This is a genomic window from Enterococcus sp. AZ071 (assembly GCF_050499065.1).
Taxonomy (GTDB): Bacteria; Bacillota; Bacilli; order Lactobacillales; family Enterococcaceae; genus Enterococcus_A; species Enterococcus_A ferrettii.
This window is the reverse complement of record NZ_JBIPAS010000001.1, coordinates 521,516-544,390: the sequence shown is the minus strand read 5'-3', so window position 1 is coordinate 544,390 and position 22,875 is coordinate 521,516. Positions and strand designations below refer to the sequence as shown.

The 22,875-nt window shown below is 38.1% G+C and carries 22 protein-coding genes and 1 riboswitch; of the genes, 9 read left to right on the top strand and 13 right to left on the bottom strand.

The annotated features are described in order from the left end of the window. Nucleotides 1-180 (bottom strand): hypothetical protein, encoded by a 180-nt coding sequence (locus IGI49_RS02640; protein ID WP_429963238.1) that lies wholly within the window; start codon nt 178-180, stop codon nt 1-3. Between the two features lie 220 nt (nt 181-400). Here IGI49_RS02640 and IGI49_RS02635 point away from each other — a divergent pair, with 220 nt between their 5' ends. The 4 genes from IGI49_RS02635 (at nt 401) to IGI49_RS02620 (ending at nt 3,155) form a co-directional block, all read left to right on the top strand. Continuing rightward, the gene (locus IGI49_RS02635) at nt 401-970 is read left to right on the top strand and encodes an accessory gene regulator B family protein (protein ID WP_429963237.1); all 570 of its coding nucleotides are present in this window, start codon (nt 401-403) and stop codon (nt 968-970) included. After that, nucleotides 954-1,097, top strand: a complete 144-nt coding sequence (locus tag IGI49_RS02630; protein ID WP_429963236.1) for a hypothetical protein — start codon at nt 954-956, stop codon at nt 1,095-1,097. The genes IGI49_RS02635 and IGI49_RS02630 overlap by 17 nt, the downstream gene beginning before the upstream one ends. A 365-nt stretch (nt 1,098-1,462) precedes the next feature. Continuing rightward, complete coding sequence (locus tag IGI49_RS02625; RefSeq protein WP_429963235.1) at nt 1,463-2,410, top strand: sensor histidine kinase; 948 nt, start codon at nt 1,463-1,465, stop codon at nt 2,408-2,410. A 1-nt stretch (nt 2,411) separates the two neighbouring features. Further along, complete coding sequence (locus tag IGI49_RS02620) at nt 2,412-3,155, top strand: LytR/AlgR family response regulator transcription factor (protein ID WP_429963234.1); 744 nt, start codon at nt 2,412-2,414, stop codon at nt 3,153-3,155. A gap of 11 nt (nt 3,156-3,166) precedes the next feature. On the opposite strand, the gene IGI49_RS02615 is transcribed toward IGI49_RS02620, so the two are convergent. From IGI49_RS02615 to IGI49_RS02565, 11 genes are all read right to left on the bottom strand, one after another. Continuing rightward, a complete protein-coding gene (locus IGI49_RS02615) occupies nt 3,167-3,343 on the bottom strand; it encodes a hypothetical protein (RefSeq protein WP_429963233.1) in 177 nt (58 codons plus the stop codon). 364 nt (nt 3,344-3,707) lie between these two features. Next, entirely contained in the window at nt 3,708-4,553 is an 846-nt protein-coding gene (locus tag IGI49_RS02610; RefSeq protein WP_270660511.1) for a MurR/RpiR family transcriptional regulator, read from the bottom strand. 63 nt (nt 4,554-4,616) lie between these two features. Further along, nucleotides 4,617-6,524, bottom strand: a complete 1,908-nt coding sequence (locus IGI49_RS02605) for a glucose PTS transporter subunit IIA (RefSeq protein WP_429963232.1) — start codon at nt 6,522-6,524, stop codon at nt 4,617-4,619. A gap of 692 nt (nt 6,525-7,216) precedes the next feature. Beyond that, nucleotides 7,217-8,134, bottom strand: a complete 918-nt coding sequence (locus IGI49_RS02600; protein WP_429963231.1) for a transketolase family protein — start codon at nt 8,132-8,134, stop codon at nt 7,217-7,219. Next, on the bottom strand, nt 8,134-8,961 hold the full coding sequence (locus IGI49_RS02595; protein ID WP_429963230.1) for a transketolase: 828 nt from the start codon (nt 8,959-8,961) through the stop codon (nt 8,134-8,136). Before IGI49_RS02595 ends, IGI49_RS02600 begins: the two co-directional genes overlap by 1 nt. A 16-nt stretch (nt 8,962-8,977) precedes the next feature. Continuing rightward, nucleotides 8,978-9,535, bottom strand: a complete 558-nt coding sequence (gene hxlB / locus IGI49_RS02590) for a 6-phospho-3-hexuloisomerase (protein ID WP_429963229.1) — start codon at nt 9,533-9,535, stop codon at nt 8,978-8,980. A gap of 349 nt (nt 9,536-9,884) precedes the next feature. Continuing rightward, nucleotides 9,885-12,266 (bottom strand): phosphoketolase family protein, encoded by a 2,382-nt coding sequence (locus tag IGI49_RS02585; protein ID WP_429963228.1) that lies wholly within the window; start codon nt 12,264-12,266, stop codon nt 9,885-9,887. Between the two features lie 596 nt (nt 12,267-12,862). Then, a complete protein-coding gene (locus tag IGI49_RS02580; RefSeq protein WP_270660502.1) occupies nt 12,863-13,999 on the bottom strand; it encodes a glycerate kinase family protein in 1,137 nt (378 codons plus the stop codon). A gap of 53 nt (nt 14,000-14,052) precedes the next feature. Then, on the bottom strand, nt 14,053-14,856 hold the full coding sequence (locus IGI49_RS02575; RefSeq protein ID WP_270660501.1) for an alpha/beta fold hydrolase: 804 nt from the start codon (nt 14,854-14,856) through the stop codon (nt 14,053-14,055). Nucleotides 14,857-14,866: 10 nt separating this feature from the next. Continuing rightward, nucleotides 14,867-15,949 carry a Gfo/Idh/MocA family protein gene (locus tag IGI49_RS02570; protein ID WP_270660500.1) on the bottom strand — a complete coding sequence of 361 codons (1,083 nt, stop codon included), beginning with the start codon at nt 15,947-15,949 and terminating at the stop codon, nt 14,867-14,869. 1 nt (nt 15,950) lies between these two features. Further along, nucleotides 15,951-16,781: a sugar phosphate isomerase/epimerase family protein gene (locus IGI49_RS02565; protein ID WP_429963227.1), complete on the bottom strand. Its 831-nt coding sequence runs from the start codon at nt 16,779-16,781 to the stop codon at nt 15,951-15,953. 168 nt (nt 16,782-16,949) lie between these two features. On the opposite strand from IGI49_RS02565, the gene IGI49_RS02560 reads away from it, so the two are divergent. The 5 genes from IGI49_RS02560 (at nt 16,950) to IGI49_RS02540 (ending at nt 20,790) form a co-directional block, all read left to right on the top strand. Next, nucleotides 16,950-17,705, top strand: coding sequence for a DeoR/GlpR family DNA-binding transcription regulator (locus tag IGI49_RS02560; protein WP_270660498.1), 756 nt, complete (start codon nt 16,950-16,952; stop codon nt 17,703-17,705). A gap of 110 nt (nt 17,706-17,815) precedes the next feature. Beyond that, a riboswitch (TPP riboswitch) is annotated at nt 17,816-17,915 on the top strand. 85 nt (nt 17,916-18,000) lie between these two features. Further along, the gene (locus IGI49_RS02555; protein WP_270660497.1) at nt 18,001-18,297 is read left to right on the top strand and encodes a thiamine-binding protein; all 297 of its coding nucleotides are present in this window, start codon (nt 18,001-18,003) and stop codon (nt 18,295-18,297) included. After that, nucleotides 18,266-19,030: an ABC transporter permease gene (locus IGI49_RS02550; protein WP_333560022.1), complete on the top strand. Its 765-nt coding sequence runs from the start codon at nt 18,266-18,268 to the stop codon at nt 19,028-19,030. Before IGI49_RS02555 ends, IGI49_RS02550 begins: the two co-directional genes overlap by 32 nt. A gap of 11 nt (nt 19,031-19,041) precedes the next feature. Continuing rightward, nucleotides 19,042-19,983: an ABC transporter substrate-binding protein gene (locus tag IGI49_RS02545; protein ID WP_429963226.1), complete on the top strand. Its 942-nt coding sequence runs from the start codon at nt 19,042-19,044 to the stop codon at nt 19,981-19,983. Between the two features lie 60 nt (nt 19,984-20,043). Then, on the top strand, nt 20,044-20,790 hold the full coding sequence (locus IGI49_RS02540) for an ABC transporter ATP-binding protein (RefSeq protein ID WP_270660493.1): 747 nt from the start codon (nt 20,044-20,046) through the stop codon (nt 20,788-20,790). A gap of 1,182 nt (nt 20,791-21,972) precedes the next feature. Here IGI49_RS02540 and IGI49_RS02535 read toward each other — a convergent pair. Further along, complete coding sequence (locus IGI49_RS02535; RefSeq protein WP_429963225.1) at nt 21,973-22,854, bottom strand: conjugal transfer protein; 882 nt, start codon at nt 22,852-22,854, stop codon at nt 21,973-21,975. Nucleotides 22,855-22,875: the final 21 nt, after the last annotated feature.

Here is a 22,875-nt window from a genome sequence, read left to right as displayed (position 1 = left end):
CTAATCCATCTTCTCTTTTTCGGTTATGGAGCAATCGGGACTTGTTATTCCTACTGTGTCGGTGTCTCGATCATTTCTTGTTTTAGAGTTATCGTTTGGAAATAGTGCGATACTCATAATCATCAAAGCAAATACAAAAAAGATAGAAAATACGGTTCCGAAATCTGAAATTTTTTTCAACGTCTCTCCTCCTCATACGCTTATACTAGTTGCTGGAGTATGGTCAACGTCAAGGAGGTTGTTTTAACTGCTCCTTTTTTCCTAAATCAATCCATTATGTCAAGTGAAGCAACCAACTGAGCTAACTTGCCTGTGAATTGAGCTAATCTACATGTTTTTGGGATTTTCATGAAAATCCATTTGCTATATAATAGAGTTATCAAAAACAACGAGGTAGAGAATGATTCATGCACTAATCCATAAATTTATGTTTTCATCATTACAGCTTGAGGAAAGCCTAGATAATCTATATTTTGCCTATTGCATTGAATGCTATATTATTAATTTTATGAAAGCCTGTACCGTGTATCTTACTGCGTTATTTCTTTTTGATTGGAAACTAACTCTGATTACCCATCTTTCTTTTTTAGCAATCAGAAAAAATTCCTTTGGATGGCACTCTGAGAATAGTTTTTTGTGCAGCCTAGTTTCCGTTCTATTTTTTTCAATAGCACCAAATTATCTAGAAATTTTTCCAGCATATGAAAATGATATTTGGGCCATTTCGCTAATTTTGATACTTTTACTTGCACCAGGTTCAACAGCAAGTAATCCAATTATTAGTAAGAGTGATCGAAAACAATACAAAGCAAAGTCTTTGATAGGGTACTTTTTTCTATTCCTTCTAAGCATTCTAATTCCTGAATATAAAAATCAGTATCTTTTGGGGATGATGATTGCTTGTTTTCTTTTACTTCTATTATATATAAAAAATTTCAGGAGGTTATTGGGACATGAACCAAAAACTTAAACAGACTCTAAGATCTCGAATTGAACATGTAGCAAAAAAACACCCTAAGAAACAGGAAGGCATTTGTAGTCTGTTTGCTTATGAACCAAAGAATCCACTAAAATTTATCCGAGAAAAAGATAAATGATTTTTTCTACTTCATTCTATTTTCAAGCTCTTTGCTTACTAGTTTTCTTCTATTATATAAACGATTTTACTATAAGCTTCAAATTGGTTTTCGCACATTCAGTTTTAGTGTTTAGTGGTGCTTGTTTACTCACTTATTTTCTGCCTCTAAATATTGCATACTATACAGTTTTACCAATCTATATTTTTGTTTCCTTAAAGACTAAAAATCATTCTGTAATGTTTAGTCTTTTTTCTATGGTTGTTTCCCTTTTAACATTTTCACTATTTGCATTATTGATTAACTTTTTATTTTTCTCGATATCATTACTTTTCTCGATTTCCTATTCAGAGAATATTCTACTTTTTTTTGAAAGTTTATCTTGTTTGATCACGACTTTTATAGGATGCAAACTTTCACCTAAAATAGAACTGAACTACCTTTATACTACGCTTTTGGCGCCTTTTACATCTAAAAAAATTGTTTTAATAAGACCCTTTGTATTTAGCGCATTGCTACTCCTAGCGATTTTATACAAAATAATATATTTGAGTAATCTGACAGATTCAAACATGGTTTCCCTTTTCTTATTCATTGTTACCTTAGTTACATTGCTCCTTTTTTATACTTCATATAAAGCAATAAACGCCAAAAGAGAAATTGAGAATGAGCGTCTGATTCGTCAAACCGAAATTAACGGACTGCATCAATATACTAAGGAATTAGAGAATACTATATCGACCTTGAGAGAATTTAGACACGATTATATCAACATCTTAACAACGTTAGAATACGGCATAAAAAATAACGACATGCAAACTATCAAAACAGTTTTTGAAAGAACCATTAGCCCCACTAAAGAAATCTTATCAAAAACGAATATTAACCTATTTAAACTAGATATATTAGAGCCAGAACTGAAGTCAATTTTAGCATCGAAGTTCATACAGATATCATCTAAAAATATTCCTTTTGATTTTTATATAACAGATTCTCTTAAAGAAACTGGAATTGATTATATTGATCTTGTTAGGATTCTTTCGATTCTGCTTGATAATGCTTTCGAAGAAACAATCACGCAAGAAAACCCACAAATTCAAGTTGGAATCATAAAAGTCGATTCGGCTTGTGAAATTATAATACAAAATACAATAGATGATGCTGTCTCAGTGGATGAGATTTTTCAGAAGAATTATTCTACCAAACACGCCCATTACGGAATCGGTCTGTATAGTGTCGCAGATATTATTTCCAAGTATCATCATGTTACTTTAGAAACTATGAGTGATGAAAAATTATTTACTCAGAAAATAGTAATTATGAACGGAGAATAGTATGGACGTTTTAATTCTTGAAGACTCAAAAACAGATTTACAAAGACTCCTTACAATACTTGATAATATACGAGAAGCTTGTAAGATAGAGAATATCTACGGAACATCTCATGGTGAAGAGATTCTATTAAAAGCTAAAACTGCATCAAGTTCTGACATATTCATACTTGATATTGAAAATAGTTCTGATTCTTTTTTTGGTTTAAAAATCGCTAGGAGAATAAATGAACTGGGCAATAGACCCAATATTATTTTCTTTACTTCGCATTCTTCAATGACAGCAAAAGCTTTTGAATTTAATACTGGAGCACTTGATTTTTTAGACAAGGCTGGTACAGATGAAACGATTGGTTCAAGATTAAAGGATACTATTCATTTTATTCAGAAAAATATTTCCCCTTCGAATACTAGAGAAATTCTTTCATTCTCTGGAAGATACTATCATTTTGAAGTTTTCAAAGATGATATTTATTACTTTGAAACCACTGGGGCTAAACATAAGATAAAACTTGTTTCAAAAAACAAATCTATTGAGTTTACCTCTACCTTAAAAGAAGTTGAGCAATTGAATCATTCATTTTTAAGAACACATCAGGGATATATTGTAAATTGGGACAACGTCATAGGATTGGATAAAAAGAGGAGAGAGCTCTTTCTTATTGATGAAAAAAAATGTCCGGTTTCAAGATCGTATTATGCATCATTAAAGAAGAAAATATCAGAGATTAATGAGCCAATACAATAAGCAATCGCCCGCTATGTTTTTTCATAGCTGGATAGGAATAGAACAAATTCAGGAAAATCTTCCCTTGACCAAATTCCACAAAAAAGCAAAGCTCTAATTTGAACTTTGCTTTTTTTGTTTTTATCCTTTTTAAGCTTACGGTTCCAATAGGATCTTGCCCATGCTTTTTCCAGACTCCAGAAAATCATGGGCTTTCTTTCCTTGAGCTAACGGAAATATGGTTGGTTCACTAATTTAGATTTTGCCAGATTTAAGTTAGCTAAGAATCCTCTCACTTCTGCTGGTTCTCAGACCTGAATTGGTTAAATGGTTCCACAAATTACCAATCAGTATACTTATAGGTTGAGAAACTGATTTTACGTAGTCAATAATTGGTGAATTACTGCAACCAAAGTCTAAAAGAATAATGACACATCAAACAAACAGCTAGACAAAAGGAGCCACCTAGCTGTTTGTATTTCTAGTTCATTTGGTTTAGTCCGCTACTTCAGCATCAGTTGATTAGTTCAGTCGCAAGAAATATAACTAATTTTCAAAATTGAAAGAGTAATCTCACGATTTGTACTTCGCTAAAAATTCTTCCCGATCTGAGCTGTAGCGATGATATTTGCCATCTTCGTCTACCGACAGCAGCAACAGCAGCATATCAATAATCGCTAAATGAGCCATTCTAGTTGAACTGACTGCTTCGAAATAGGTTTTCTCACTGGTATAGCTTAACAGTAAGTGGTCGACTAAATTGACTAATGGAGATTTTTCATAGCTGGTGATAGCAATCGAAGGAGTGTTGCGTTCCTTCGCAATCGTCGCTATATCCAAGATCATATTGGTACTGCCTGAGTTAGAGATCAGCAAGCACGCATCCTTTTCCGTCATTCGAAAAGCAGCATTCGTCTGCATTTCCGGTCCGATATCCACATTTGTACGAATGCCGTATTGGGTAAATTGATATCCGGCATAGACTGCGATGGGATTGGTGTTTCCTGCGCCAAAAATGTAGAGCGTATCACAGGTCTTAATTAATTCCAGTGATTTTTTTACCGTCTCGCGATTAATTAATTCATCGCCCTTTTTCAGCTCTTCACATTTGAACTGAAAAATATTGTGAATGGAGGTATTAAAATCATTCAAATCGATTTCATAACTCTGGTCAGTATTTTCATCTTGAATATTTCTAGCTAAGGAAATTTTAAAATGATAAAAGCCTTTGCATCCAGCTTTTTTCGACAGCCGCATAATCGTTGCTTCACTGACGTTTGAATGCTCTGCCAGTTCAGTTACACTCATATTGGTTACCTCGCTGGGATGCTCTAAAACAAAGTCTGCGACCTTTTTCTCTTGTTCAAAGAGATCATCATAAATGGCTTTCAATGATTGTAAAACATTCGTATCGTTCATAATTCACACCTCGCACTATCCGACTTTTATTCATTATAAACGATAGCGGCTGTATAACCAAATTTAATTTAGTTCAACCGTTGCTACAAGATTATGCTTTTGACCATTATCATTTCCAATAACATCAATCTCTTTAACTGCTGCCATATTAGTAATCACAACAACCATTTCATCTGACTTGCCTGCAGCAGTGATTTTTGCTAAATCTACTTTAGCAATTGGCGTTTGCTCAGTAACTTTATCGCCCACTTTAACTAAGAGATCGAAAGGCTCGCCTTTTAATGCTACTGTGTCAATTCCCATATGAACCAATACTTCTAATCCATTGTAGGTTTCAATTCCGATAGCATGCTTGGTTTCAAAGATGGTTTTAATGGTTCCTGAAACGGGTGCATACATAGTTGAGTCTGTTGGTTTGACAGCATAGCCGTCACCCATCATTTTTTGTGAGAAGACTGCATCAGAGACTTCTTCCATTTTCAATACTTTTCCATCACAGATTTGGAACATATCCACTTCCTTGATGTTTTCAGCGATACCAGGTCCGTCAGCAGTTTCAGGTAGATCAGCAACTGCCACTACTTCATCTGGTTCGCCATCGTATTGGCGTTTGTCTTTGGCGCTAAAGATATACGTCATGGCAAATCCGGCAATGGCCGAAACGCCGATGGTTACTAAACAGAAAATAAAGTTGGTCATGCTGCCATCTGGTGAAATATACACTGGTGAAGTCACAAGTCCTGGACCTGCATATACGTATTGCTTCAAATCGACTAAACCAGCAAACACTGACCCGATTGCGGCACCCGTCATAGCACCCAACAATGGTGTTCTGAAGTTTACACAGATACCATACAAGGCAGGCTCTGTGATCCCGATGATTGCCGTAACCCCTGAAGAAGCACCAATTGCTTTCGTATCAACATTTTTACTCAAATACCAAACAGCTAGCGCTGCACCACCGATGGCTGAGTTCCCTGCAAGTCCCCCAGGCAAGAAGATATTGTCAAAGCCGACTGCATTCAAGTGTTCCATATTAATGAAGTAAACGGCTTTGTCCATCCCAGTAATGATACTTAGCGGTGTGAAGAAGCCCCAAATAGCTAAGGCACCTAGTTTAAATTGACCAGCAATCATGTTCAAGAAAGCCATCAATTGAGTTCCGGCCACGTAACCGATTGGTCCTAAGATGACTAAAGTAACTGGAATCGAAATTACTAAGGTTACTAACGGCAGCAAGAAGTAACGTCCAGCTTGCGGAATCTTGTCTTTGAAGAAGCGATAAACCATCGCCATGAAGGCTGCACCCAACAGCATTGGCAAAAATGAGCCATTGTACTGAACCGCAGTCACTGGCAAGCCTAAGAAATCAAGTCCAGTCGCGTTGTTGATTTCAGGAGCTAACAAAGCCATCCCAAGTAAAGCACCTAACGCTGGATCGGCTTTTAGTTTTGCCATGGCTGACCAACCTAAAACGATTGGCATGAAGTAGAAACCAGCACCAGCCGCGCCATTCAAGATCACAACCACGCCGCTATCCGCATCTAAGCCTAAGAAATTGGTACAAATTGTCAGAAATGCCAACAGCATCCCACAACCAAGGTAAATCGGAATTACCGGAGCAACAGTTCCACTAAGATACTCAACCACCATCGCGCCGGCACCTTTTAAGGTTAACTTGCCTTTTTTAGCCGGAGCTGAGCTGCCGCCGCCGGTTCCTTTAAAGCCAGTGATATCCATAAACTCTTCATAAACAGTACTCACATCGGTCCCGATGATGATCTGGATCTCGTTACCTTCCATAACGCGGACGCCCATCACGCTTTTGGTCTTTTTCAAACCAGCCTCATTCAGCTTGTCCATATCTCCCAACTTGAAACGCAGTCTAGTTGCACAATGCGCTGCGCTTTCAAGATTACTGATACCACCGATATTCGTTACAATTCCGTCCACAGTAGCTTCATATTTCATATTGAATACCTCCCTTTTTTCTTCACCACATTTTTTTAACTCTTCTGACGGCAATAATCGTCTTATTCGCTGTTCATCTTGTATTTACTATATAACGTAACTTCCATAAGTGCATGATTTATTATCAATTACTTGCAGCGTAGTAAGAACCATATTGCTGTAGATTGCGAGCTGTTCCTTAAAATCCTTTTGCAAACGTGCTAGTTTGAATGGCTGGTTGCTTCAAGAACGCGGCAATTCAACTTCGTCCCTGGCTTACCAGCATTCAATTGAGTCCCTCCTTATTTGATTTTTATCGCGGATGATAATCAAAAGTCTCTAGGATTGTCACCCATAACAGGCCAAGTACTGGCACTTCGTTGATTAAAACGAAGGGATCAGAACGACCAAGCTCATCTGCCGTAAATTTAGAAGTTTTTATATTGATGTTTGTTTGATCGACCTGTTTTAGGAAGCGGTTACAGGATTGCTATATTTTGACTTCAGGCATTTATATGAACCCTGAATATCAAATTATTTATTTATAAGTTCTGAAAATTTTCTCAATCCCTTAGCTTTCTGAAATCAATCAGTGAGAAGCCATAAGACATGCTGTATTGCATGCCTTATGATTTTCTCAAAGCTTCTTCTGAATAACACTTTTGCATTTACTTACTGAGCTTAGTCCTACTTAGACTTATTACCCAGTTTACTTATAAGCTTTTAGCAGCCTCAACAATTTTCTCAACGGTTAAGCCGTACATTTCAAACAATTTGTCTGGGTTACCAGATTTACCAAATTTGTCTTGAACGCCCACCATCTTGATTTTCTTCGGTTCGTTTTGAGCCAACAATTCGCTGACTGCGCCACCTAGACCACCGATAACGTTGTGTTCTTCAACAGTAACAAAGCCTTTAACTTCTTTGGCTGTTGCTAAAAGTAATTCTTCATCTAAAGGTTTGATAGTTGGGATGTTGATGACTTTGGCATCGATCCCAGCTTCGGCTAATTGCTCAGCCGCTTCCTTCGCTTTGGCAACCATTAAACCAGTTGCGACAATTGCGATATCTTTACCTTCTCGCATCACTTCGCCTTTACCGATTTCGAATTTGTAATCTTCATCGTGTAAAGTTGGTGTTGCAACCCGGCTCATACGCAAGTATACAGGTCCTTGGAATTTAGCTGCGGCAAGCACGGCTTGTCTTGCTTCTACATCATCACACGGATGGATAATAGTCATGTTTGGCAGGCTGCGCATAATCGCTATATCTTCAATCGCTTGGTGAGTCCCGCCATCTTCCCCAACACTGATCCCAGCGTGAGTACCAACGATTTTTACGTTAGCTCTAGGGTAACAAACTGAGTTTCTGATTTGGTCAAACGCTCTACCTGTCGCAAACACTGCGAAAGTGCTGGCAAAAGGAATTTTGCCGCTTAATGCTAATCCGGCAGCAGTTCCGATCATATCTGCTTCTGCGATCCCCATATTGAAGAATCGTTCTGGGCATTTATCGGCGAACATCATTGATTTAGTGGCATGCGCTAAGTCGGCATCCAAGACGACAACATCTTCATTGTCGATTAATTCTACTAAGGTTTTTCCAAAAGCTTCTCTAGTTGGTGCGTTCATTATTCGTTACCTCTCAATTCTTTGATTGCAGCATCATGTTGTTCAGCATTTGGAACAACTCCATGCCAGCTTCCATCATTTTCCATGAATGATACGCCTTTGCCTTTAGCAGTTGCGGCGATAATTACAGTTGGTTTGCCTTCAACTTTTTTCGCTTGGTCGATGGCATCTGATATTTGGTCGATATCGTGGCCGTCGATTTTGATGACTTCCCAGTTGAATGCAGCAAATTTTTCGTCGATTGGATTGACAGTCATGACTTCGTCGTTGGTTCCATCGATTTGTAACCCGTTGTGGTCAACAAAAGCAATCACGTTGTCTAAGTTGTAGTGAGCAGAACTCATGGCTGCTTCCCAAACTTGACCTTCTTGTAATTCACCATCACCGAAAATCGCGTAAATTGTGTGATCTTGTTTGTTTAATTTCGCAGCTAACGCCATGCCGTTCGCAATACTTAAGCCTTGTCCTAATGAACCAGTTGATGCATCCACACCAGGCGTTGATTTCATGTCTGGGTGTCCTTGCAGCATTTCGCCGGCTTTACGAAGCTTCATTAATTCATCTTTCGGGAAGTAGCCTTTGTTCGCCAATGTTGCGTAAAGGGCTGGAGCTACGTGTCCTTTTGAAAGAACTAAGCGATCGCGGTTTTCCATTTTAGGATTCTTCGGATCGATGTTCATTTTGTCGTAGAACAATACGGTTACGATGTCGATGATTGACAATGAACCGCCTGGATGTCCAGAACCTGCTTCGGTAAGCATGTCGATGATGTCAATTCTCGCTGAATTGGCGATTTGTTTCAGTTCTTCTGTTCTTGCTGTAGTCATTTTTAATCCTCCAAGTTTATTCTAAGTTTGAGTGTTTTTTGAACATTTCTTCGTTTTCTTTATCTGATTTTTCCATTAATCCTAAGACAATTGAATCGCCTAGCAGCAGTACTGATTGTTCATAAAGGGATGCCATCGGTTGAGCTGACGTGAAGCTGCTTTCTTCCACATTTTTACTTGGTGCTGGAATCACTACTTTTGCATCTGCCAGATTAGCTAATGTTGAATTGCCATTTCCAGTAAACGCTAATACCTTACCGCCAAAGCCTTGTGCCTTTTCTGCCATCTGCAAAAATTGTTTCGTCTCACCTGATCCAGAAGCAATGACTAACAGATCATCCTTTTCAAAATTTGGTGTGATTGTTTCACCAATTACATAAGAATCTTTACCCATGTGCATTAAACGCATCGCGAAGGATTTAATCGCAAATCCTGCTCTACCCAGCGCCAATACAAAAATTTTAGGTGACGCTTCAATTAGCTCTAACGCTTGATTAAACTCTTCATCAGAAATTTTAGCTAATGATTGTGAAATCTCTCCTACAATTTGTTCTTCATACTTATTCAAACTCAATGGATCTTCCTCCTATACGAAATATATTTCGTTTACAAATAGAAGTATAAGCGGTTCCAGCTCAATAGTCAAGACTTTTCGCAAAATTTCTTTCGTCTAAAGTGTATTAACGGTCGAATATATCGTTTATAGAGAAAATTTATGTTGCGTGCGCGAAATTATTTTCTTTAGATATAAAGTGAATATGTGAACAAAAAAGGCGAAATACAAGCATTTATCTCTGTTTTATGCTTGAACGCCTCCGCGAAATCACCCAAAAAGGCCACCGGATATCTTCAATCAGAAAATATCCGGTGGCCGAAATGATTTAAACTATACTATAGAAGAACGTTCGCATGTGTCCCAGTTATTACCGTTGTGTCACTGGTACTTTCACTGCTTCCCATTTCCAGTTCTCAACTTCAGGAATATCGGTTCCTTCGGTTCTGATAAAGTCATGGTGGAAACTTAAGGTTTCGTCCATCTTGTTAGAGAATTCCGCAGCCTTTTCACCTAATGCAGCATTTGCCCCGTCTTGTGCTAAGTGGAAACGATCCATTTCGCTAAATACCCGCATATCAAACGGAGTAGTGATATCGCCATTTTCCCGGTAGCCATGAATATGGATGTTGTGATTGCTGCGATCAAAGAAGATGTCGCGAACCATTCCTTCATACCCGTGGAAAGCAAAGACAATTGGTTTATCAGTCGTAAACAAAGCATCAAATTCATCATCGCTTAACCCACGAGGGTCTACATCTGGGTGACGCAGCTTCAAAATATCGACAATGTTGATGAAGCGGATTTTTAACTCAGGGAACTGCTTGTTCAAAATTGACACGGCAGCTAAAGCTTCTAAGTTTGGTTCTGTACCCGCTGCTGCGATCACTAAGTCAGGTTCGCCGCCATTATCAGTACTTGCCCAATCAATCACCTTCAAGCCCTTTTCCACTAATTCTTCCGCTTCATCAATTGAATAAAATTGCGGACGTGGATGTTTGCTGGAAACAATCAAGTTAATGACTTGTTCGTCTTGCATTGCTTTATCCATAACCGCCATCAGGCTGTTAGCATCTGCTGGTAGGTATTCACGAATAAATTCAGGTTTCTTTTCTGCTAAGTGAGTTAACACACCTGGATCTTGGTGTGTGTATCCGTTATGGTCTTGCTGGAAAACAGTTGAAGTAGCAATAACATTCAAGGCTGGATACTTTTTACGCCAAGCATGGGCACTAGCTTTACGCATCCATTTAAAATGCTGTGTCAACATTGAATCAACTACACGCAAGAAAGATTCGTAGCTGGCGAAGAAACCATGACGTCCTGTTAGTACATAGCCTTCCAAGAATCCTTCAGCTTGATGCTCTGATAATTGACCATCGATTACCCGACCGACAGAAGATTGCCATTCGTCGGTGCTGTTTTTAGGTTCTAGCCATTGGCGATCAGTGACTTCAAAGACTTTATTCAAACGATTAGATTTAGTTTCATCTGGACCAAAAATACGGAAGTTATCAGGATTTTCAGTAATCATATCACGAGCTTGTTGACCAAAGATAATCATATCTTGAGCCATTACCGCACCTGGAGTTGTCGTATCGATTGCATATTGTTTCCAATCTGGCATCTTCATCGGTTTTGGATCAATACCGCCGTTAGTAATCGGGTTGGTCGACATACGTTTGTCACCTTTAGGAGAAATTGCTTTTAGTTCCTCAACAATTTTGCCATTTTCATCAAATAATTCTTCAGGACGGTAAGATTTCAACCATTCTACGAATTTGTCAATGTGTTCCATATGTTCAGAATCCACTGGGATTGGTACTTGGTGAGCTCTGAAGGTACCGGCAATTTGTTCGCCATCCCAAGTTTCAGGGCCAGTCCAGCCTTTTGGTGTGCGGAAAATGATCACTGGCCATTTTGGCATATCAGCATCCTTAGCGTCACCTTTACGTGCTTCCGCTTGGATCGCTTTAATTTCTTCAATCACGGCATCCAAAGTTTCTGCCATCATTGGGTGAACTTTTTCCGGATCAGTTCCTTCCACAAAATATGGCTTCCAGCCCATTCCTGCAAAGTATTGGGTTAATTCCTCATTGGTTTTACGAGAAAGAATCGTTGGATTTGAGATTTTTCCACCGTTTAAGTAAAGAATCGGTAAAACAGCGCCATCGTTAACTGGATTAATAAATACATTCGAAAACCAGCCAGCTACTAATGGACCAGTTTCAGCTTCGCCATCGCCGACTACTGTAGCTGCAATTACATCAGGGTTATCTAAAATAGCGCCGGTTGCGTGTGACAATGCATAACCTAGTTCGCCACCTTCATGGATGGAACCGGGTGTTTCAGGAGCAGCATGTGAAGCAATACCTCCTGGAAAAGAGAAAACTTTACATAACTGTTTCAAACCAGCTTCATCTTCTGTGATCTCAGGATAAATTTCTGTGTAGCTTCCGTCAATATATGAGTTCGAAACCATTACTTGCCCGCCATGTCCAGGCCCTTCGATATAAAACATATTTAGATCAAATTTATTAATTGCTCGATTTAAATGCGCGTACAAAAAGTTTTGTCCAGCAATCGTGCCCCAGTGTCCAATTGGATGAGTCTTCACGTCTTCTTTTTGGATCGGTTTTCTTAGTAAAGGGTTATCTTTTAGATACATCTGAGCTACTGAAATGTAGTTTGCTGCCCGCCACCAAGCATCAACTTTTGCTAAATAATCTTCTGAATCAAATTGGGTTGTCATATAAAAACTCCTTTTTAAATTTTTATTACCAGATGACTATATCGTGAAAACATGAACAAGTAAAGGGGTTTTTGGTATTTTTTACATATTTAATCGATTCAAACGTTTTCAAATTGTTTTTTATCGAAATTGAGATATATCAATCAATATCCGGTTTTTTCAGGCTTCGTTCAACAGCAAGAGCAATTGTTTGTTATTGATTCCGATATATAACGATAGTCGAAATTCTTTCTGAAAAAATCCCAAAAGGTATAATTGAAAACTGAATAATCCGTTTAAAATTTATATTCCTTAATAAACAATGATGCTGCTCAAAAAGATTGGTTATTGTTTTCCCATCCTTGAAATATTTTGGTAGCAACCTACATAGCATTTCGGTATTTTGTTATTAAAATTCAGCAACACGCTTTCTTTTAGATTAATAGGATACTCGGCTTCTTTGACCGCCGACGCTATTGTCCGACATCTGTTCTCGGAGAAATAAACTTCGAATCGCAGTGTCTCACGACAAAAAAGAAGAGACCAATCGCCTCTCCTTAATTGATAGATATTTATATTTACAAAACAGTGGTTTATCGCTCAAAAGAACGAAGGCGTCATTTCGACTTTCTACCCAACAAGAACAATAGATTTTTTGCCGTGATTGCAGCTTTTTCTAAATTACTGTGAGCCTGTGAAAGAGCAGTTTCTAAGGTGGTTATTTTAGAAATGATCGAAACTACAGCATCGATACCAGCTTCCTTGAATAAACTTAAATCGCCATCAAACATTCCGACAAAAGCAACTACAGGAGTGCTTCGCTGTTTTGCAAGCATACTGATTCCGACAGGAACTTTGCCTTGTAAACTTTGTGCGTCCATTTTCCCTTCACCGGTTATCACTAAATCTGCGTTTTCCAATTCTTTCGTAAGCCCAGAATACTCAGAGATGATTTTAAAACCCGATAAAACTTCAGCATTGAGTAATACACGCAACCCAATTCCAAGACCACCAGCTGCGCCATCTCCGGCAACTTTACCTTTGCCACTACTTCTTAAAAGTATTTTCTCATAGTGACTCATCATTGCTTCGTAAGAATCTTGCTCGTTCACATGAATGCCTTTTTGCTTGCCAAACATTTTTACAGCACCAGAATCACCGGTCAGGTAACTATTAACGTCAGTTGCTAGCAGGAACTCTACACCATTTATTAGAGGACTAACTCCCGCATAAGATATTTCAGCTACCTTACCAATATTCTTTCCTATTGGTTCAAGATGTTGCCCATCAGAATCAATAAAAATTACACCTAGAGCAGCCATCGCGCCGATCCCGCCATCAACGGTTCCAGTTCCACCTAACCCAATGATTACTTTTTTAGCACCTTTATGCAAAGCTGCTAAAATGGTTTCGCCAACGCCAAAAGTATTCGTATTGCTCGGATGTGTGGTGCTTTCCTCCGTCAAAAACTGGATGCCCGCAGTGTCAGCAGATTCAATAACAGCCAGCTTCTCACTCGCTATCCATACGTAAGAAGCCGTTAGCTCATTTCCAGATAAATCATGGGCAGGTATTTGCTCTAGCTTTCCCTTGTAGTTCTCCAGAAATGCTGCTAATGTTCCTTCGCCGCCATCAGCAATCGCAATCTTTTTTACCTCAGTGTTTTCATCAGCAAAAACCTTTTCAATAATGTTATTCGCCTCAATACTCGTCATCGACCCTTTCATTGAGTCAATCGCAGTTACAATTTTCACTTTTCACCCCTTAGTGGAAACTATATATGGCTACTCGTTGCCAGCTTCCTGGTTTACTGATTCAAAAATGAACAAATAGCTCCGTAAGAATCTTTTGCATGCTGTTCTCCAGAAATTGTTTTTGAAGTAATTTCTTTAAACTCTGAATCTGGAATATATTCATGCAGCAGTTCAGCATAGCTATAAGGATGTAATGGATCTAAATGACTACCCAAAATTAGCGTTGGCATAGAAAGCTTGCGCCACTCATTCCTATCAGTATTTGGAGAATCTCCAGGCATACAGATTAATTTTGGCGATGCCTCGCTAGCGTAAGCATAATCAAATTGGCTTAACAGGGTCTCACCAGCATAGCTAGATAAATTGTTCATTTTTTGATAGATGCCGCTTTTCTTGTACTCAGCCTTCTTATCCTTTATTTCCGGGTTATTTAACAGCTGATAAATCACTTTAAATGCCTCACGAATATCTGCTGGCTGCGGACAATCTTCCCAAGCTGGTCGCGAAAGAACGAGACGCTTCACTCTTTCTGGATATCTTAGAGCGAAGTTTAACGAAACTCCAGCTCCTGTTGAGATTCCTCCCAAAAAGAACTGATCTAGCTTTAGATAATCAGCTAACGCTTTGACATCATCAGCAAATTGATTGAAGCTAAGCAGCGACTCGTCACCAAAATATCTGGTTTTACCATGACCTCTGAAATCCATCACAATTCTTCTGATGCCGGCTGTTTTCTTCATTAATCCAGATGTTTGCCCCGTATCGCCACCTAATCCGTGTAAAAAGATAAAAGGAGTTCCTGAATTCGCATCGTCTTCAAAGTAAAAATCAATGTCGTCTTTTTTAAAAAAAGCCATTTTACTCCTCCTATAACTCTCCTGAAACAGAATCAACATAGACCTTTTGGCCAGTTTTTACAGACTCTTGCACTGCTTGCATCACTTTCATTGCTTCGATTCCATCCTTAACAGTTGCGCCTCTACCGGCTTTTCCTGTCAAAATAGCCTGAGCGAAATCTTCAATTTGACGGCGATAAAAATGTCCATCTACTGCAATTGGGCGGTGGAAACTATCGTCAGCAACTTTGAAAATCTCTACATCGCTACTTCTGAAGGTCCAAGGATTATACGTTTTAGCCAATATTGATCCATTTTCTCCATAGACTTCAAAGCCTTCGTGCCAATCCATTCTAACCTGCAATGTTAAATCTAACTGCGCAACAAAACCATTTTCAAATTCTGCCGTAACAAACCAAGAATAAGAACCGTATTTTTCAGTTAGCCAAGCCGTTACAGCTATAATGTTTCCGCCAAGATATCTTGCCGTATCAAACAAATGACTTCCGTGACCTCTCATATAATAGCGACGCTTATCCGCTTTTGGATCTCCAGCAGGTTTTTTCGCATTAGGACCTGTAAGAATCACTGGTTGGACATTGTCAGTAGTTGTGTAGCGATACGTATTATCACAGTACCAAGCTTTTAATGCCAGCATTTCTCCCATTTCATTGTCAATAAAGTCTTTTGCTGCTTCAATACCTGGATCAAAGCGTTTCATGTTTCCTACCTGTACATGAACCTTTGCTTGCTCTACAATTTTACCAAGGTTTTCCACTTCTTCAATAGACATGCCTAAAGGTTTTTCAACTAATACGTGCTTTCCAGCTTCGATTGCTTTGATTGACATTGGCACGTGGAAATTATCTGCGATCCCAATAACCACTGCGTCAACTTCTGGATCTTTTAGCATTTCATCAAAGTCTCTGTACAATTTCGTTGGGTGATAGATACTATTCATTTCATTCAGTAAGTACTCATCTACATCACAGATTGCATACAATTCAGCATTTTTAGATCGTCTAATTGAATCAAAGTGGGCAGCCTGTGAAATTTGTCCCGCTCCAAGTACCCCAATTTTCACTAATTTGTCATCTTTTTTTATATTTGTCATCTTACTTTTCCTCCATTAATCCTAAATTTTCTAGTGCATATTCAATGTCTTCTTCTTCTAATCCATGCATAATAATTGGCCCGTCATAAAACTTAGTTAGTTTCCTTAAGTATTCCACCAATGGAATGGTACCTTTTCCAACGGGAGCAAATTTGATTTCTTTATCAGTCACAAGAGCGTCTTTGCAGTGAGCTAGCGAGATTACATCTTTGAGTTGCTCAAGTGTACGTTCTATTTTTTCTAATTGATTGTCAGCATCTTTTATTGTCACGATGTTAGCCGGATCATACAGCACTCTTAGATGTTTAGAGTCGAATAGATTAATCAAGCGCAAAGAATCTTCTGCTGAGCTAACGACATTTGCCTGCTCTGGTTCAAAAACGATGGTGACGTTGTTTTCTTCAGCTACTTTGAGCATAGCTTCGATAGACTTGCTAAGTACCTCCCAAGCTTTCTCAGTATGATTATCAGGATGAGGACTCCAAAAGTCTTCTTGATTAAAGCTACCTGTTGATATAGAAACAAAAGGAACGCCTAGCATTTTTGCAGATTTTACAACCGTTTCAAATCCAGCTAAATTTTCTTTCCTTTTGGTCTCATCTAACTCTAAAGTGTTAAACGTACCGGATATGACGGCAATATCAACCCCATTTTTTTCACAAGAGTCCTTAATATTCTCTAAAATATGTTTCTCTACAGACTGTGGTAAACTAGGTAGACCAACATTAGCAAAATTAAATTGAATGCTCTCAAAACCCAAACCAGCAATTTTCTTCAAAGCGTCGTCCAACGGGTACTTCAGAAAAACTTTTGAAAATATTCCAAACTTCATAACTGCATCATCCTCCAAGTTGATTTCTTTTAAGCGCTAACATTAGGTGTACAACAAAAGAAATATGGATTAAAATAGCACGTGTCAGTAATTAATCGATTTCTTTATGCTATCATTATACAATGGAAAACGATAAATATCAATAAATTTCGATTAAAGGAGAAAATAATGTTAAAAAGCGAACGCCACAAATATATTTTGAGCAAAATAGAGGCAGAAGGTAAAGTTTTAGTAAACGATCTCACCAAAGAATTAGAGGTAACGGAAGATACAATTCGAAAAGATCTTCAAGAACTAGCTAAGCTTGGACTTGTCCAACGCGTTCACGGTGGCGCGCTAAGATTGGATAACACCAACCTGCCATTTGAGCACCGAATTGATCAACACTCAGTCAGCAAAAAAATGCTAGCCAAAAAAGCAGCATCACTAATTGATGGAAAAAAAGTAATCTACATTGATAGTGGTACAACGAATCTTTTTTTCGCAGAGAACATTCCTAACGATTATAGTGGGATAGTTATCACCAATAGCCCTACGATTGCATTAGCATTATGCGATCATGAGCATATTACCATCAATTTGTTGCCTGGTGAGTTGGATAAACATTCTAAAGTATTAAAAGGCTCTGCTACATTAAAAGCAATTGAAGGTATCAATATCGAGCTGTGTATACTGGGTATCTCTTCAATCGATATTGAAAAAGGGATCACTGTCCCATCATTTGAAGAAGCTGCAATAAAAAAACAATTGCTTCAACAAAGTTCTCATAAAATCGGTATTGTAACGAAAGAAAAAATTGGCACAACTTCAACTTTCTTTGTTGATAGTGCTACTTCTTTAGATACTATTGTTACGGAAAAAGGAATTAATAATGCTATCTTGGAACCTTATTACAATCTAGATCTAGACATTCATCAAGTATAAAACAAAAATGATTAAAACCCGTTTATCGTTTTTAATCGTTTTTTGTTTTACTGATTTTCAAAAGTATGTTGACGAACAAATCAAAGAAATGTATTATTAAAAACAATTAAATAAAGATGCAGGGGGACGCACAAGCGTTGAGAAGGTTAAAAACCTGACCCTTTGAACCTGTTGGTTAAGACCAGCGTAGGGAGCATGTCAAAAAAAAAGAATCATTTTTGGTTATTTTAGGCATTTTCTCTATTGGGGAAAATGCCTTTTTATTTTAATTAATTTCAAGAAAAGAGGAAGAAAAATGGAAGCAGGTATCGCAATTCAAGTACTACCAAAAGTAGAAGGTGAATCAGAAGTTGTTCGTGTTGTTGATGAAGTAATCGCTTATATAGCAAGCACAGGATTGACTTATCAGGTTGGGGCGTTTGAAACAAGTATTGAGGGAAATTATGATGAATTGATGGAGATCGTCAAAAACTGTCAACTGATTGCAATTAAAGCGGGATCTCAAGGCGTATCTGCTTATGTAAAAATCACTTACAAACCTGAAGGAGATGTGTTTGGGATTGAAGAAAAGACGAAAAAGCACCAGCATTAACCTCTACTCTGGTGTTTCGGTACTCGTCCTTCTTATGGTGTGGCAAGGTGTTAGTTCGTTAGGATGGATTCCAACGTTCATGCTCCCTTCTCCTTTACAGGTTGGTCAGGCCTTTATCAATGATTTTGATTTACTATTGTTCCATTCCAGAATCACATTGATCGAAGCGTTATTAGGTTTATTTTTAGGAATGTCACTGGGGATCGCAGTTGCAATTTTTATGGATAACTTCGAAAGAGTGAAAAAAGCTATCTATCCCCTGCTGATTTTAACGCAAACTGTTCCCACTGTTGCTATTGCACCCTTATTGACAATCTGGTTTGGTTTTGGCGTTTTACCAAAGGTTGTTTTGATTGTCATCACTGTGTTTTTCCCAGTATCCGTTGCTATGTTGAATGGCTTTTCTTCTGTTGATCAGGATGAATTGCGGCTATTACGTTCGATGGGAGCAAATCGCAGACAAATTTTCTGGCATATCAAGATTCCCGCAAGTCTTGGTGATTTTTTTTCTGCTCTAAAAATCGCTGTGACTTATGCAGTAATTGGTGCGGTTATCTCAGAATGGCTGGGCGGCTTTGAAGGATTAGGTGTCTATATGACACGAGTACGAAAATCTTATGATTTTGACAAGATGTTTGCAGTAATTTTTTTGATTTCATTAATTAGTTTATTACTGATGGCATTGGTCAATTTGGCAGAAAAATTGGCTATGCCCTGGAAAAAAGAAGTATAGGAGGAGTAAAAATGAAGGTAAAGTGGAGAGCATTAGTTGCTTTGAGTAGTTTATTGGTTCTAGGAGCATGTAGCAATGAGCAAAGCGCAACAGAAAACAAAGAGTTGGAAAAAATTACGTTTGTGTTAGATTGGACACCTAATACCAACCATACAGGACTATACGTAGCACAACAAAAAGGTTATTTTGAAGAAGAAGGATTGGATGTTGAAATTGTGCAACCCTCTGATGGAGATGCCTCCGCAATCGTAGCGAGTGGCAAAGCTCAATTTGGAATTAGCGCTCAAGATTCGCTAGCACCGAACTATGCTTCAGATGATTCACTACCAATCACAGCTGTAGCGACTATTTTACAGCATAATACGTCTGGTATCATGTCTCTTAAGGGTGAAGGTATTGACCGACCTAAAGGATTGGAAGGCAAAACCTATGCTACATGGGATTCACCTGTTGAGCAAGCCACTATCGCCAACGTAATGGAAAAAGACGGCGGTGATTTTGAAAAAGTTAATTTGATTCCGAATAATATTGTGGATGAACCGATGGCATTGAAGGAAAAACAAGCGGATGCTATCTGGGTTTTCTACGGCTGGGGTGGCGTTTCTGCTGAAAGCGAAGGTGTCCCAATTGATTACTTTTATTTTAAGGATTTGAATCCGGTGTTTGACTATTATACGCCTGTAATTATCTCAAACGACAACTTCTTAAAGGAGCATGGAGATGTGGCGAAGAAATTCCTAAAAGCCGCTGAAAAAGGTTACGAGTTCGCCATTGAGTCGCCCGAGGAAGCTGCCGATATTTTAGTCGAAGAGGCACCTGAGTTGAACAAAGACCTAGTTCTGGCAAGTCAAAAATGGTTGTCCGAACAATATCGTGCCGACGAAGATAGATGGGGATATATTGATTCGCAGCGCTGGAATGATTTTTATACCTGGTTAGGAAAAACCAACTAATTGATAAAGAAATTCCTGAAAATACAGGATTTACCAATGATTATCTACCGAGTGAGCAGAATGATTAAGCTAGAAGTCAAAGATGTGTCAAAATATTTTTCAGAAAAACTAGTCTTGCACCATTTGAATCTCCATGTGCTCGATCATGAAATCATCAGTATCATCGGTCCGAGCGGAGTTGGAAAGTCAACGCTTTTTAACATTATTGCCGGTCTTTTAACCCCCAGTAGCGGTGAGGTCTTGTTAGATGGAGAATCCGTCATTGATATGCCAGGAAAGGTTTCCTATATGCTCCAAAAAGATTTACTTCTTCCATACAAAACAATCGAAGAAAACATCACTTTGCCATTGATTTTACAGGGAGTCAAAAAGAAGGAAGCCCTTCAAAGGGCCAACCAACTTCTGGAAGAATTTAACATGGCAAGTGTGAGTAAATCTTATCCGAAAGATCTTTCCGGTGGAATGCGTCAGCGAATCGCTTTACTAAGAACCTATTTATTTTCGTCTAATTTGATTTTACTAGATGAACCGTTTAGTGCCTTAGATAGCTTTACTAAATCTGAAATTCATGAGTGGTACCTCAATATCCACAAAAAATTATCATTAACGACACTATTTATTACCCATGATATTGATGAAGCTATTAAATTGTCTGATCGAATCTATATCTTGAAAAATCAGAGCGATGACCAGCTAGACATGATCGAGTTGAGCAAAGAAAAAAATGCGGATTTTCAGCTTACAAAAGAATTTCTTGATTATAAAAAGCAAGTAATCGAGAATCTGAATACTAAGTTTGAGCCCTAAGTCACCACCATATAGTATATGGTTTCCAATACAAAAAAAGCATCACGTCTGCTAGGTGAACAATTTACATCTCAGCAAAATATGCCAATTTCTACCTGAGAGTTTTAATCAGCATTTTCAGCAGAATTCTTTTTCGTAAGTCTTAACATCAACGATAAATTTGGTCTAATACAACAAATTAATAATGTTTTTAAGAAGGAAGAAATCGCCGAATCAACTTTTTGCTAGCATACTTTCAACCGATAAAAAGCCTTGTCATTGCTTTAAGACACTGTGGTGATTCCACACTCGGCACATCTTAAAGCGGCTAAGATAAAAACTGCGGTAAGCCTTAAATTGGACTAGGTCATCGATAAAAATGCTCAGACTGTTTTGCCATTAGCGATCAACGATCATGATCATACCCAATCCTTCAGCATTAAAGAAGCGAGTATCTCTTTGTTTGACAACGTCAATATATCTCAAGAACTACTGGGGATGAAAATCTTTGAAGAATTCCTCTAGTGTGTTTTTGCGAAATTCTCCACCTACTAAAAACTCCCCATACATCCTGCGAAACAAGGTTGTATGGGGAGCATTTTGCTTGGTCAACTTTTGTTTCCTGGAGATAACATCACAATAAGGATAAAGGAACAAAGCAATAAAGCGATTTTCGAAAGGGTAAAGTTAGGAGTGACAATCGCAAATAAGGCAAGCGCTATTATTATAAGATACAACCAAACAAATGTGCGTGCATTTTTTACCAAAGGTCTCACCTCCTTGATTTTCACTGTAGTAAGTACTAACTAGTCGATGATTTTCCATTTTATAACTTTCGTCCGATGAATGGAAATTTTTATAAAAAAATTCGAAAAAAGACATCAGCTGGTAACGATAAAATCAACTATGGCCTAGCGTATACAAATTAAAGTCTTATCACAAAAAAATAACTGATCGAACTCAATTCACTTTATAATAAACCTCAAAATGATAAACGATCCGATACAAAAAACAAGTGAAAGAAACAGAATTAATCCGTTTACCAGTAACCATAATAATGTACTTTTAGTTCTTTTCATTATCTTATAAAGGACAAAATCGATAATCCCGACTAGTAGCCATCCGATACAAAAAGAAATAGTCATCTTTTAATCACTCCTTTGTTTTCTTTCTATTTTATCAGGACTAAAATAAGTTGTAAGCCTAAATCCCATCTAAAATAACCCAATTCTTTTGATTCTTTTTCAAGACTAACTCATAATCAAAAACTAGTGTAGCCTTTGTATCGGGTGACAAGTAGGAAACGGCCGTTTTCACTTTCACGCCCTCTTCATCCTCAAAATAATTAATCGATTTTAGTTCAGAGAAGACATAGTTCTTGTTGATTCCTTGGATGTTTGTATCTTCAACATAATAGAGTAATTCTGTTTCACTAGCAGACGGATAAGCAATAAATAAAGTGGTCAAGAATGTTTTGATTTCTTCTTTTGTTTCTTGCGTGATGGTTGAGTCATCTTGTAATGGATCATTTTTGACTTCTAATTTTGATGGAAGAGAAGCCATTACTGGATTTGTAAGTAGGACTAATTGGTTTTGTTTGTTGATGCGTACTGTTACTGAGAATGCAGATTCTACGCCGCGTCTTTCTACTTCCTCTCCAATACTTTCTTCAATCACTTGGTTTACAGAGTACAACACTTTATAGTATGATTCGTTGATTGCTCCCACTTCCCAAATTTGAACCTTGTTTACAGTAGACTTCGTAGGGATATCGGAACGAATCATTTCTTGATTCATTTGTTGTAGATTCTCAGGCAAATAGTTTTTCAATCTTTCCATTCGTGCGTCCAGCTGCTCTTGATTCGGTTCCCAAGTGTAAAATTCCTGCGCAAAGTTTTGGACAAAACTTTCAATTTTATTGGTGTCCACTAGCTTCATTTCGATGACTTTTTCTTCGTGAACCGTGTGTTGATCAATTGCAGTGAAATTCTTGTAGACACCAAAAAGGACACTACCAATTAGGAGTGCCCACAGAAAAATGGTTGTATTCTTTCTTAAACCAACGTGTTTTACTTTTTCTTTCATCGTTTTCATTTCCTCTCAAAT

Excerpts from the sequence above, each read along its gene's own strand:
- IGI49_RS02600 (WP_429963231.1), bottom strand. The coding sequence starts at position 8,134 with ATGAACGCACCAACTAGAGAAGCTTTTGGAAAAACCTTAGTAGAATTA.
- IGI49_RS02635 (WP_429963237.1), top strand. The coding sequence starts at position 401 with ATGATTCATGCACTAATCCATAAATTTATGTTTTCATCATTACAGCTT.
- IGI49_RS02615 (WP_429963233.1), bottom strand. The coding sequence starts at position 3,343 with ATGATTTTCTGGAGTCTGGAAAAAGCATGGGCAAGATCCTATTGGAAC.
- IGI49_RS02545 (WP_429963226.1), top strand. The coding sequence starts at position 19,042 with ATGAAGGTAAAGTGGAGAGCATTAGTTGCTTTGAGTAGTTTATTGGTT.
- IGI49_RS02560 (WP_270660498.1), top strand. The coding sequence starts at position 16,950 with ATGTTAAAAAGCGAACGCCACAAATATATTTTGAGCAAAATAGAGGCA.
- IGI49_RS02595 (WP_429963230.1), bottom strand. The coding sequence starts at position 8,961 with ATGACTACAGCAAGAACAGAAGAACTGAAACAAATCGCCAATTCAGCG.
- IGI49_RS02575 (WP_270660501.1), bottom strand. The coding sequence starts at position 14,856 with ATGGCTTTTTTTAAAAAAGACGACATTGATTTTTACTTTGAAGACGAT.
- IGI49_RS02630 (WP_429963236.1), top strand. The coding sequence starts at position 954 with ATGAACCAAAAACTTAAACAGACTCTAAGATCTCGAATTGAACATGTA.
- IGI49_RS02535 (WP_429963225.1), bottom strand. The coding sequence starts at position 22,854 with ATGAAAGAAAAAGTAAAACACGTTGGTTTAAGAAAGAATACAACCATT.
- IGI49_RS02555 (WP_270660497.1), top strand. The coding sequence starts at position 18,001 with ATGGAAGCAGGTATCGCAATTCAAGTACTACCAAAAGTAGAAGGTGAA.
- IGI49_RS02605 (WP_429963232.1), bottom strand. The coding sequence starts at position 6,524 with ATGAAATATGAAGCTACTGTGGACGGAATTGTAACGAATATCGGTGGT.
- IGI49_RS02585 (WP_429963228.1), bottom strand. The coding sequence starts at position 12,266 with ATGACAACCCAATTTGATTCAGAAGATTATTTAGCAAAAGTTGATGCT.
- IGI49_RS02540 (WP_270660493.1), top strand. The coding sequence starts at position 20,044 with ATGATTAAGCTAGAAGTCAAAGATGTGTCAAAATATTTTTCAGAAAAA.
- IGI49_RS02620 (WP_429963234.1), top strand. The coding sequence starts at position 2,412 with ATGGACGTTTTAATTCTTGAAGACTCAAAAACAGATTTACAAAGACTC.
- IGI49_RS02565 (WP_429963227.1), bottom strand. The coding sequence starts at position 16,781 with ATGAAGTTTGGAATATTTTCAAAAGTTTTTCTGAAGTACCCGTTGGAC.
- IGI49_RS02570 (WP_270660500.1), bottom strand. The coding sequence starts at position 15,949 with ATGACAAATATAAAAAAAGATGACAAATTAGTGAAAATTGGGGTACTT.
- IGI49_RS02610 (WP_270660511.1), bottom strand. The coding sequence starts at position 4,553 with ATGAACGATACGAATGTTTTACAATCATTGAAAGCCATTTATGATGAT.